Origin of the sequence: Acinetobacter sp. YH12094 (assembly GCF_013419295.1) — a bacterium.
GTDB lineage: Bacteria > Pseudomonadota > Gammaproteobacteria > Pseudomonadales > Moraxellaceae > Acinetobacter > Acinetobacter amyesii.
The window spans coordinates 40,684-51,904 of sequence record NZ_VPAK01000010.1; the positions used below are offsets into that span (position 1 = coordinate 40,684).

11 protein-coding genes are annotated in these 11,221 nt (G+C 38.5%); 6 read left to right on the forward strand and 5 right to left on the reverse strand.

What is annotated here, in order from left to right:
* The first annotated feature begins 82 nt into the window (after positions 1-82).
* Genes FTU34_RS09320 through FTU34_RS09330 form a run of 3 tightly spaced genes read left to right on the forward strand, consistent with a single transcriptional unit; the run spans position 83 to position 1,792 of the window.
* Entirely contained in the window at positions 83-727 is a 645-nt protein-coding gene (locus FTU34_RS09320; RefSeq protein WP_180035451.1) for a hypothetical protein, read from the forward strand.
* A 10-nt stretch (positions 728-737) separates the two neighbouring features.
* A complete protein-coding gene (locus FTU34_RS09325; protein WP_180035450.1) occupies positions 738-1,181 on the forward strand; it encodes a DUF488 family protein in 444 nt (147 codons plus the stop codon).
* A gap of 2 nt (positions 1,182-1,183) precedes the next feature.
* Entirely contained in the window at positions 1,184-1,792 is a 609-nt protein-coding gene (locus tag FTU34_RS09330) for a DUF4326 domain-containing protein (RefSeq protein ID WP_180035449.1), read from the forward strand.
* 177 nt (positions 1,793-1,969) lie between these two features.
* Here FTU34_RS09330 and blaOXA read toward each other — a convergent pair whose 3' ends face one another.
* A complete protein-coding gene (gene blaOXA, locus FTU34_RS09335) occupies positions 1,970-2,821 on the reverse strand; it encodes a class D beta-lactamase (protein WP_373686492.1) in 852 nt (283 codons plus the stop codon).
* 194 nt (positions 2,822-3,015) lie between these two features.
* Here blaOXA and FTU34_RS09340 point away from each other — a divergent pair, with 194 nt between their 5' ends.
* Positions 3,016-3,825 carry a toxin-antitoxin system YwqK family antitoxin gene (locus FTU34_RS09340; protein ID WP_078193186.1) on the forward strand — a complete coding sequence of 270 codons (810 nt, stop codon included), beginning with the start codon at positions 3,016-3,018 and terminating at the stop codon, positions 3,823-3,825.
* Between the two features lie 41 nt (positions 3,826-3,866).
* On the opposite strand, the gene FTU34_RS09345 is transcribed toward FTU34_RS09340, so the two are convergent.
* Positions 3,867-5,573 (reverse strand): diguanylate cyclase, encoded by a 1,707-nt coding sequence (locus FTU34_RS09345; protein ID WP_180035448.1) that lies wholly within the window; start codon positions 5,571-5,573, stop codon positions 3,867-3,869.
* A 1,096-nt stretch (positions 5,574-6,669) separates the two neighbouring features.
* Between FTU34_RS09345 and omp33-36 the strand changes: the two genes are divergently transcribed.
* Positions 6,670-7,566, forward strand: coding sequence for a porin Omp33-36 (gene omp33-36, locus FTU34_RS09350; protein WP_180035447.1), 897 nt, complete (start codon positions 6,670-6,672; stop codon positions 7,564-7,566).
* A gap of 58 nt (positions 7,567-7,624) precedes the next feature.
* On the opposite strand, the gene FTU34_RS09355 is transcribed toward omp33-36, so the two are convergent.
* Complete coding sequence (locus tag FTU34_RS09355; protein ID WP_180035446.1) at positions 7,625-8,320, reverse strand: ion channel; 696 nt, start codon at positions 8,318-8,320, stop codon at positions 7,625-7,627.
* 251 nt (positions 8,321-8,571) lie between these two features.
* Between FTU34_RS09355 and FTU34_RS09360 the strand changes: the two genes are divergently transcribed.
* Positions 8,572-8,946 carry a hypothetical protein gene (locus FTU34_RS09360; protein ID WP_180035445.1) on the forward strand — a complete coding sequence of 125 codons (375 nt, stop codon included), beginning with the start codon at positions 8,572-8,574 and terminating at the stop codon, positions 8,944-8,946.
* An 88-nt stretch (positions 8,947-9,034) separates the two neighbouring features.
* Here the strand turns inward: FTU34_RS09360 and FTU34_RS09365 are convergent, their stop codons facing one another.
* Together FTU34_RS09365 and FTU34_RS09370 are read right to left on the reverse strand one after the other, a co-directional pair.
* Positions 9,035-10,750, reverse strand: a complete 1,716-nt coding sequence (locus FTU34_RS09365) for a cation acetate symporter (RefSeq protein ID WP_180035444.1) — start codon at positions 10,748-10,750, stop codon at positions 9,035-9,037.
* 1 nt (position 10,751) lies between these two features.
* Positions 10,752-11,084 carry a DUF485 domain-containing protein gene (locus FTU34_RS09370; protein ID WP_078193192.1) on the reverse strand — a complete coding sequence of 111 codons (333 nt, stop codon included), beginning with the start codon at positions 11,082-11,084 and terminating at the stop codon, positions 10,752-10,754.
* Positions 11,085-11,221: the final 137 nt, after the last annotated feature.

Consider the following 11,221-nt stretch of genomic DNA (forward strand, 5'->3'; position numbering starts at 1 on the left):
ACGACTAAAGTTGTTAGTCACTTTTTTGACTAACAACTAGTAAGGGAGTAAAACACAACTAACTCATTATTATTTAATAGAAATGAAAAGAGAAATTGTTGTTTTTGCAACATCGTTAAAACATGGCCAAAGATGTGTAGCAGGAAAATGTTATCGAACTAAAGAATGGATCCGCCCCGTTTCCAATCAGAATGGAGATGCAATTAGACTTGAAAAAACGACTGTATTAAACACTAAAACCCAAAAAAAATGGCAATTAAAGCTACTTCAAAGAGCAGAAATTACCTTTTTAGAGTATGCTCCATTGCACAATCATCAACCTGAGAATTTCATTATATCCAATGATTCGTGGATTGATAAATACAAAATAGAGAAACACGACATTCATTACTATTTAGATAATCCTAACGATTTATGGGGAAAAAATGATTCTGTAGAATATCAAAACAAACAACTTGGATGTTCACAGCAAATTTTAGCCTCGTTATATCTAGTTCAAGTGAAAAATTTGAACCTGTACACAAAACAGTTCAATGATAAGATTCGACGACGTGCTTCTTTTACTTACAAAGAGACACATTACGACCTAGCTGTAACATGCTTAACATTTGATGATCATATCCAACTAAATAATCAGTATCAGAGTGCTATTCTATGTATAAGTCTGGGAGAACCATCCCCATATGATAACCGATGCTATAAACTAGTTGCTTCTATATTTATCTAAGGACTTTGTAATGAGCAATATCTATACCATCGGCTTTACTCAGAAAAAAGCCCAATCCTTTTTTCAACTTATTAATGACAATAAAGTACAAAAAGTTATTGATGTTCGCCTAAATAATGTATCGCAACTAGCAGGCTTTGCAAAACGTGATGATTTAATTTATTTTTTAAAAGAAATTTGTGAATGTGATTATCAGCATGTTCCAGATTTAGCTCCTGTAGATGAAATTTTAAAACCTTATAAAAAGGGTGAAATATCTTGGGAGAAGTATGAAGATAAATTTATGACACTTATGGCTAACCGAAATATTGAAAAGTACTTTTCCCTTAATGACTTTAATGATAATTGTCTACTCTGTAGTGAGCATCTTCCACACCAATGCCATCGTCGACTTGTTTTAGATTATCTTGCCCAAACACAGACTACTCTAAATATAATTAAACACTTATATTAATTATGACCAATATCTTAGTCTTTTTGCCTAAAGAATTTCTTAGCTATTCAAAATTTGAACGTAAAATATCAAGAATTACAAGCTCTTTTGAAAATTTTGAGCTTTGTAGTGCTTATGATCCTAATAATTTTTTAACCAAATTTTCAAGTGCAAATCCAAATTGTGAAAAAATCAATATAGTGGAAAATTGGGAGTCACTTGAATATACACATGTTGTCATTTTTGATGATGGTGAGATATTTCCAAATGAAACTTTATTTTTCCAAAAGAATGAAACTCCCTTAAGGGTTATTAAAATAAAAATTACTCGAGTAATTAACATACATCATCACCCTGAATTTCAAAAAATAAAAAAATCTGATGAGTATGAATATATTGGCCGTGGCTCAATTTGGGGAAACCCATATGCAATGAATGGAGCAGAACAAGAAAGCCGTGAAGATGTTATTTCCAAATTTGAATATGATTTTCACAAAGATATTCTAATGAAGGCAAAAAAAATTGATGCTCAAAATCTTGCTGGTAAGCGTTTAGGATGCTTTTGTAAACCTCATGATTGTCATGGTGACATCATTGCCAGATACTTAAATTCATTAGATGATGAAAAATAAATGCAGTATATGGCCGGCAAACGGACGCACCTTCAACCAAACAAAAGCATTTTGCTTACTTCTGTGCTTTCAAAAATAGGAATCTCCTACACAATGGAAACTCACCCCCCAATGCAAAGCGAGGACGTTCAAATTCAAAATTCAAAATTCAAAATTCAAAATTCAAAATTCAAAAAGTTAGCGCAAATAATGAAACACACCCAACTTATCCAACACATCCAACGTCAACTGCTTACGCTCCGCCACATCATCCCCTGCAGCCATCTGCAAATTCAAACTAAACGCCGTGATCTTGCCATGACCATCATCTACCCAACCGGTATACCACCCAACTTGCGGCTCTACATCCATACCCCAACCACTCTTGGCATATAACTTCGCATCCCCACGGCTTTCAATATAAAGCATGTCTTTGACTTGCTTTTGTACCGCGACATCAAACGGTAATTTCTCTGTCGCAAGCTGATACGCAAATTGAGCTTCTTGTTCAGGTGTAATCTTTAACGGCCCGACCAACCAAAAATTATCCACCTGTTTGCCAATATTGGCATTGCCAAAACCGACCCGTTTGACTTCTTGTTGCATTAACGCCAAGCCTATTCGCCTTGCCAGTTCCTGATATACAGGAACTGCAGATGCTTGCATCGCTTCACCCAAAGTCAGGTCTTTTTCCCATGAGGGGAAAGCACGTTTTTCACCTTTCCATTTAAAAACTTCATTGGCTGTCGCCTTCTGATGCTGCAAACCAATTAAAGCATTTAACATTTTAAAGGTAGATGCAGGAATGTATTCAGTGTGGGCGCGCTGTAAGTCATTGCCATAATGACTTAAACGCTGACCATCACATGTGACAAATACCGCCTGTGTCTGTGCTTGATTAAATAAAGACGGAATCTCACTCACCCTTGAATTTTCTAAATTGGCTTGAGTGGTTTGTTTTAAGTGTTGAGATGAATCCAACATGCCTTCATTAGCTGTACATGCAGTCAAACTCAAGACCGTCATCAACGATAGATATATTTTTTTCATTGCACTATTTTTATGGTGTTTAAAGTCCATAGTATAAGATGAAGTTCAAACCTGAATTGTTTACTTTTCAACAGTCTTCTATCTGTTGCAAACTTAGCGCATCCACTATTTATTTTTAAACAAAACATCCTTATGATGACGCCTATCGTGGACTCAACAACGAATAATTTTTTAAATATAAAAGCATACTAACAATGAATAAATTTATCTTAAGTTTCAGCCTCTTATTATGTCCAATATATAGCTTTGCCGATGGCTATCTAAACGAATACATGGTGCTGTTTGTCTCACAAGAAGACCCCGATCTTAGCCCATGGAAAGATAAGCCGCAATGTAAAGCCCTCAGTACCCCGACTTCACACAAAGGGATCTATGAAAATCAATATGTCTATGCCAATGGCAATGCCCTAACCACCATCTTTCTGAGCAACAGCAAAATTAAAAATGGTGAGTGTGAACATCTCATTCACTTTCCAGATGGTATTCAAGGCTCAGGCGTATTTGAAAGTTTCTTCCCCAACGGCAAATCCCGTAGCCGCATTGCCTATAAAAATGGGGAGTACGAAGGCAAACTCGAGTTTTGGTTTGCCAATGGGATAAAAGAGCAAGAAAGTAGCATCATCAATGGTGAATCTCAGGGGGATTACAAAATTTGGCATCCGAATGGGCAACTGGCTTTTTCTCAAAATTATAAAAATGGTATCGAAAATGGCCTGCGCCAACGCTGGTATAGGGATGGTAAACCATGGACCTATGCCAATTTTCAAAACAATAAACTGATTGGCGAGCTGAAAATGTGGTTTGAAAACGGCAAACTAGAACGCCAAGGTTATTATCGTAATGGCGTTCGTCATAACAGTTATAAAATTTGGTATGACGATGGGCAACCTGAAGCGGTGCTTCAGTACGATTTAGGCAAAATTACCCAAGCCCAGTGTTGGAATGAAGACGGCAGTCAAATGAACCAACAAGCCTGCAATAAATTATATAAAGATGAAGATTAATTCATTTGTCTGGCTAACTTTATGAATCTGCCAAGCTGCGTTTAGACTGAAACACGATCACGCCCCGCAGCTTTGGCTTTAAACAATGCTTGGTCTGCTCGCTCTAATAAATCGATCCAGTTTTCAGCCCCCACTGCCACACCAATACTCACCGTCACAATGAGATCGGCTTCGTCCTTTGCCAAATTAAAATTCACATTCTGAATATCGTGCCGTATAGTTTCGGCAATGTGTTGGGCTTTGAGCATATTAATCCCCTCGATCAGGACTAAAAACTCATCTCCTCCATATCGCACCACCAAGTCGGATGAACGAATATGTTTTCGTAATTGATTGGCAACATGTTGAATCACCAAATCGCCGACAATATGCCCATAGCGATCATTCACCTGTTTAAAGTGATCAATATCAATCACGATCAGTGCTGTATGTAAAAAGCCTGAATTTTGGCTGTCGCGAAATTTAATATATTCATCTAAGGCAAAACGATTGGCGACATTGGTGAGTGAGTCAGTATTGGCAATATGTTTAAGCTGAAATTCAAAGGCATCACGCTGTTCCAGCATGTTTTCAATATGCTGAATGGCGTCAAATAAACTGAGATAACCTACTTTGGCAGGTTCAATCACGCCTTGATCCATTTGTCGGTGCCGAGCCAGTTTAAATAACTGATTACGAGCACGAATTAAAGGTTCAAACACCCATTTCTTGGTATAGAACATCGTTAATAATGCAGTCAGTAATGACACGAGTGAGACAAAAAGCGTAAAGATCAATTTATTTCGCGCTTCACGTTGTTCATCCGCAGCTACTTTGAGACTGTAATCTAAAATATAACTTTGCAATTCCACCACTGTGACAAATTTGTTGACCATTGCATCAGTGAGCTGGGTGCCATCCATGTGATAACGCTGATGTTGAAGACTTTTTTGAGTCAAACCATCAATAATTGGCAAACCTTTATCTAAAAATTCCGTCCTTACCGCATGATGTAACTGTTTAAACTCGGGAGTTTTGTCATGTTCAGACTGCACGACATTGATCAATTCCCATAGATAGCGTGTTTGACGCTGGGTTTGTAAACTCCGCGCTAAATTTTGCTCTGGAATTTCCTGTTGAAATGATACCGCAGCCATAATATTTGATGCGACTCTTCCCGCCTGATCACGTAATTCTGCCAGTAATAAAATCAGCGTGTAATAATTCGATACACGGGTATCTTTACCATGTGAATGATTGACCAATTTCTGCATGGCAATATAGCTTTGATCCCAAGCTTGGAACATCGCCAAAATGGCATGATCCAATTTTTTAGCTTCACGCTGTTGTGTCGGCAGCGCAATATATTGATCGACCGTTTTGCGACCCTGCAACAAATATGGATATAAATTGGACTCTAACTGCTGGGCGATCGGTGCAAAGCCCGTTTCTTTTAAAACTTTCAGTGTATCTTGATATTGCCGATCAACGCCTTGACGATATTCAGCCAACTCAATAATTTTTTGCTCGCGCTGTTCACCTTGACTCGACATTGCACTGTTAGCTGGCGCACGTTCACGGGAAATTTGGTTGGTTAAATCTGCCACCATTTTCAGCATCTGAATTTCTTTCAGCGCTTCGGCACTTTTGAGGTAGTTTTGATTGCTGCTCACAATCAATGGAACACTGATAAATACGATAGACAAGACGATTACTAGCATCGCAAGTTGCAAGCGCTTACTAATATGCTCTGTTCGTAATGTTTCCATCTATTTTATGCCCCACACTTGTTGCATACCCCAACCCACTTCTCAACTAAACGCGGGAATATTTAAATTAATGACCAATAATTTATTAATTTGTAAAGTGAACATTTATAGCTCTAAATTCTATATAAATGTGCTTAATCTGTCACATTTTTATCACTTTAGAACGAAATAATTTGCTAAAAAACAGCAGCATATTTCAAAGCGAAATATATTTTATTAACTTGTTTAAATAAATATTTACAATTGCAATAAATTGGTGCAGAATGCACCGTATTAGGGCACACTAGATTTCTTCCTCAGCAGAATATTTTAGTTTCCCGAAAATTTTGGCTAAAAAATCCTGATTTTCCTTGAAAATCAGGATTTTTTTTGTCTATATCACTTTAATTGAAAGATAAATAGAATTATTAACGCACCATAAAAGTGCATTTATTTCTACAAGATATTTGCTCTATATTTTATCTTTAATATAAAGTTGCATTTTTGAATAAAAAAAAGCCCAACCTTGGGGAAAGCTGGGCGAATAAAAAACAATAATGGAGAATCAGGGTCAAAGTCACACTTTTAAACCGTGTGACGACTCGATTGGCAAATTATGAATCAAATAAAACCTGATGTAAAGCCAAGTATTTCACTAGGATATTAAAAATATCACAAAGACACATATTTAAGTGACATATCCCTCAAACTTAAAACAAAAATGTCTATTTAATATGCAAATAAGTGGTTTTAGCCCAACAATTCAGCAGTCAAAGTCCTGATTTATTACCTCAAATGCGTGAAAAGCGTTAGAATTTACCCACTACAATAAATGTTATTTTGAATTAAAATAACAATAATAATTGTTATTTTAGATTGAAAAGTTGTGTATTTTTTCAAGTGTATTTTTTTAATTAAGAATTTAATCAAACTTACTTAATTGTTCTCAATGATTTTTTTTCAGTGACTTATTAGTTAGAGTAAAAACTGAATTTCTTATTATGAAATAAAGATCTGAGTCAGAGACTGAATAATAACCTTTAGGATCATTGACTTAATATATTGTTACAATACAATGCTCAATGTTTAATCCATTTGTAACAACTGGTAGAAAATCATGAAAAAACTCGGTTTAGCCACTGCTTTATTATTAGCCATGACCGGTGCTCAAGCTTACCAATTTGAAGTTCAAGGCCAAGCAGAATACATCGACACAACTGCAAATGACAAAGATTTCATTGGTGGTGTTCAAGGTACTTACTACTTCAAAAATGTTGACTCTACAAAAGGTCCTTTAGCAGAAGCTGCATTCTTAAACCAAGCTTCTAACGTATCTGTTGCTTACAACTACGGTGAAGTTGGTTCAGAAGGTACTGACGTAATTGCTCATAACTTCGGTGCTAAAGCTGAAGCTTATGTTCCAACTAAAGTTGTTCCTGTATATGCAAGCGCGTCTTACAGCCACACTATTCTTGACAGCAAAAACCAAAAATTCGCTGACAACAATGGCGACCGTTATGCTTTAGAAGTTGGTGCACTTCCAACTCAAAACTTCTTAGTTGCTGTTGGTTACACTAGCGTTGCTGACCAAGCTGCTGTTGACGCGTTCAACGTTATGGGTAACGGTGTTGCTAAAGCTGTTGCTGAAGCTACAACTATTGGCCAAGACCAAGACGCAATCACTGCACGTGCTAAATATGTTGGCGCAATCGACGACACTAACATGGCAATTGGTTTCGAATCAGGCATCATCTACGGTGATGACACTGCTTACCAATTCAAAACTGATCTTTTCGTAACTCCTAAATTAAGCGTTGGTGCTTCTTACGCTGAATCTAGCTTTGCTGGTACTCCAGACTCAGCTTGGGGCGCGAACGTAAACTACTTTATCACTCCTGCTGTTGCAGTTGGTGCTAGCTATGTAAATGCTAACTATGAAGCAGCTAAAGCGACTGAAACAAGCTTTATCGGCGACACTCAAACTGTTGGCGTAAATGCTAAATTCCGTTTCTAATTCATATTAGATACTGAATACCAAAAAGGACGCATTTGCGTCCTTTTTTATTCTGTCATTATTTGTCTTTAGGCTCATGGCGTTCCGGTAAATGGGCAATATATTGCAAAGCAATTAAGCGAGAAACGATGAGAGCCAAATACATCACTCCACAAAACATTTGAAGCATAGCCAACACCCGTGCAGGCGCGCTCACTGGCATGAGATCTGACAAACCCGTGGCAGACTGCAAACTAAAACTTAAAAATAATAAATCTAACCACGACTGCATACCCGGCTCTGCAGGATTCACAAAACTATCCTGATAAATCAGCTGACAAATACTATAGAGAAAAGCAAAACCCCATGCGATGAGGGTAAATACTGCCCCTGCTGCAAAAAGTTCATCTTTGGTTAAATAGCGATCGGCAAACATATAGCGCAATAAGCCATAGGCTGCACTAAAATATGCGCATGCTTCAAAACCATGCGCAATAATTTGAATATTGGGATGATTTACACCGAGCATAATCAAAGTAGAAAACAATACGGCGCAGCCAACAAAACTCAGTCCTAGAATCGTAAACATTGGAGTTTGGCGAATCACTTTGGCAATGATCAATAGTACCGACACCCCAAGTACCCAAATCAGCGCACGAAAAGACAGACTTTCTCGGGTAATCGCGGTTAAAACCAAGATCAGAAACTGCACCAGTAACAGCCATGCTGAGGGTAAAAGTCTAAAGCTTTTCCAAAAATCTACAAAACCTTGCATTATTTTCAATCTCTATATTTTTTTCATGCGCTGAAATGATCGATCTGAAGCATCATCAACTGATTGATTTTAAATTAGCACGAAGTGAGTTTTTTTTAATGCAAAAATTTGTTGATCTTAATCTAAAAAAGCATCCATATGAGCACTGTTCTAGCTGGGTTTCTTATTACCAAAGAGGTTCAAAAAACCTACTGTAAGTTTCAGTTTTCAGGCACATATTCAAAGGAATCTCCTACGTGGTAGATTTCATTATGAAAAAACATTTCGTATTTGCACCCCTCTGTCTGCTCATGCTCTCTGCCTGTACACAAAACAGTCCGCTCCTCAAAGGCCATGAAAATTATGTGGGGACTTGGCAAAACAACCACAGTGAATTAGTGATCAAATCGTCGGGCGAAGTGACGTATTACCATCAAGAACATACTGAAAAAAGTATTGCCAACCAAAGCTTCAGTGGTGCTGAACAGTCGCGAATAAAAGCCCATTTGAGCAGTTTTGGTGATCAGAGCTTTAGCATCGGTCAGGATAATTTCTCTCAACAATTCACCATTCAGCGCTCGCCTTATCAAGATGATCAAGGCCATTGGAAAATGTCGATCAATGGAGAAAATTATACACGCAAATAGGACAGAGATTTGTCTACAAACCTCTGCGTCATATCATTCACTAAATATAAAAAAAGCCCCTTATTAGGGGCTTTTTAGGCGATTCAGATTAGTGATCTGAAGCACCAGAGATACCAATACCAGTTTGTGAACGTACATACTGTGCATCGAATGCTTTACGCTCAGCTTGTGCTTGTGCTGAATTATCAGTTACAGAGAACAACCAGCAGCAGATGAATGCCAATGGCATTGCAAAGATAGCAGGACCATTGAATGGGTTAATTGGTGTTTCAGAGATTGCGAATGTATCTACCCAAACTGCTTTAGACAATACAATTAGAATCACGGCAGTTGCTAGACCAACCACACCACCAATCACCGCACCACGCGTCGTTAAACCTTTCCAGAACATCGACAATACAAGCACTGGGAAGTTTGCACACGCTGCTACAGAGAATGCAAGACCGACCATGAATGCAACGTTTTGTTTCTCGAACAAGATACCTAAAATCATTGCGAAGATCGCAAGACCTAAAGTCGCGATTTTAGACATACGAAGTTCAGATTCAGGTGTAGTTTGACCTTTCTTGAATACGTTTGCATACAAGTCATGTGAAATTGCTGAAGCACCAGACAATGTTAGACCTGCAACTACTGCAAGAATCGTTGCGAATGCTACCGCTGAAATAAAGCCCATGAACAAGTCACCGCCCAATGCATCAGACAAGTGAACCGCTGCCATGTTGTTACCACCAACAAGTTCTAACTTGCCAGTTACCGCCATTTTCGCTACATCAAGAAATTGTGGGTTGTTCGATACATAAAGGATCGCACCAAAACCGATGATGAAAGTTAATAGGTAGAAGTAACCAATAAAACCTGTAGCAACAACTACTGATTTACGTGCTTCTTTTGCATCTTTTACAGTAAAGAAACGCATCAAAATGTGTGGAAGACCTGCTGTACCGAACATCAATGCAAGACCTAGAGAGATCGCATCAATTGGGTTGGCTGCAAGTTTACCTGGACCCATAATGTTTGCAGCTTCAGCTAAAGATACGTCATGTACTTTAGAGAAAACTTGGATCGATTGAGTGAACATTTCAGAGAAGCTGAAGCCCACGCCTTTCATGACCATGAATGCCATGAAGCTTGCGCCAGAAAGTAGCATCACTGCTTTAATGATCTGTACCCAAGTTGTTGCCAACATACCACCGAAGATTACATAAGCCATCATCAGTAGACCAACGATCACAACCGCAATGTTGTAGTTCAAACCGAATAGTAGTTTAATCAATTGACCTGCACCCACCATCTGTGCAATCAGGTAGAACGCTACAACCACAAGTGAGCTTACTGCTGCAAGGGTACGGACAGGTTTCTCAGCTAGACGGAATGACACCACGTCAGATAAGTTGAACTTACCTAAGTTACGCAGACGCTCAGCCACCAAGAACAATACGATTGGCCAACCCACCATAAAGCCCAATGAATACAGCAAGCCGTCAAAGCCTGAACTGAATACCATTGCGGAAATACCGAGGAACGATGCTGCTGACATATAGTCACCGGCAATCGCTAAACCATTTTGGAAACCCGAAATACCACCACCGGCAGTATAGAAGTCAGCTGTGTTGGTGGTTTGTTTCGCTGCCCATTTGGTAATAAACAAAGTCAAGCCAACAAAAATTGCGAACATGATAATCGCATGCCAGTTGGTTGCTTGTTGCTGTGCTTCACCTAAATCTGGCCCAGCCATTGCCATGCTTGACATGAGCAGAGCAGGAGCCGCTAATACTGTTGCTTTCAATGAATTCCATTTCATCTTAGTGCGGTCCTTTTTCTTGAGTAATTGCTTCTACTTCACGCATTGCTTCTGCGTTTAATGCATCCAACTTGTTGTTTGCAATATACGAATAAACACCACACAGTAAGAATGACAATACGATAATGCTTAGACCTAATGGCATACCAATCGTGGTCACACCACCACTCACGGATTGCATCAAGAACTCTTTGTTATAGCCCACAAGGAGCATAAAGCCGACATAGACCACCAACATGATGATCGTCAAAGTCCAGCTCAACTTACTTTTACGGCTGACCATTTCCTTAAATTTTGGATTCTGTAGAATTTGTTCTACCTGTCTCTCATCCATAATATTCTCCTTACGCCGAACCTTGGCGCGCAATTTTCTAATTCGAATTATTTCGAAGCTAAACTTACCAATGTTCCTTATCTCTTGTAATTTAGACTTTGGTCGTTAAATTTTGAGCAATAACCTCCCTAAGCCTA

Coding starts and splice junctions, on each gene's coding strand:
- FTU34_RS09320 (WP_180035451.1), top strand. CDS start 83: ATGAAAAGAGAAATTGTTGTTTTTGCAACATCGTTAAAACATGGCCAA.
- FTU34_RS09325 (WP_180035450.1), top strand. CDS start 738: ATGAGCAATATCTATACCATCGGCTTTACTCAGAAAAAAGCCCAATCC.
- FTU34_RS09330 (WP_180035449.1), top strand. CDS start 1,184: ATGACCAATATCTTAGTCTTTTTGCCTAAAGAATTTCTTAGCTATTCA.
- blaOXA (WP_373686492.1), bottom strand. CDS start 2,821: ATGAAAAAAATATATCTATCGTTGATGACGGTCTTGAGTTTGACTGCA.
- FTU34_RS09340 (WP_078193186.1), top strand. CDS start 3,016: ATGAATAAATTTATCTTAAGTTTCAGCCTCTTATTATGTCCAATATAT.
- FTU34_RS09345 (WP_180035448.1), bottom strand. CDS start 5,573: ATGGAAACATTACGAACAGAGCATATTAGTAAGCGCTTGCAACTTGCG.
- omp33-36 (WP_180035447.1), top strand. CDS start 6,670: ATGAAAAAACTCGGTTTAGCCACTGCTTTATTATTAGCCATGACCGGT.
- FTU34_RS09355 (WP_180035446.1), bottom strand. CDS start 8,320: ATGCAAGGTTTTGTAGATTTTTGGAAAAGCTTTAGACTTTTACCCTCA.
- FTU34_RS09360 (WP_180035445.1), top strand. CDS start 8,572: ATGAAAAAACATTTCGTATTTGCACCCCTCTGTCTGCTCATGCTCTCT.
- FTU34_RS09365 (WP_180035444.1), bottom strand. CDS start 10,750: ATGAAATGGAATTCATTGAAAGCAACAGTATTAGCGGCTCCTGCTCTG.
- FTU34_RS09370 (WP_078193192.1), bottom strand. CDS start 11,084: ATGGATGAGAGACAGGTAGAACAAATTCTACAGAATCCAAAATTTAAG.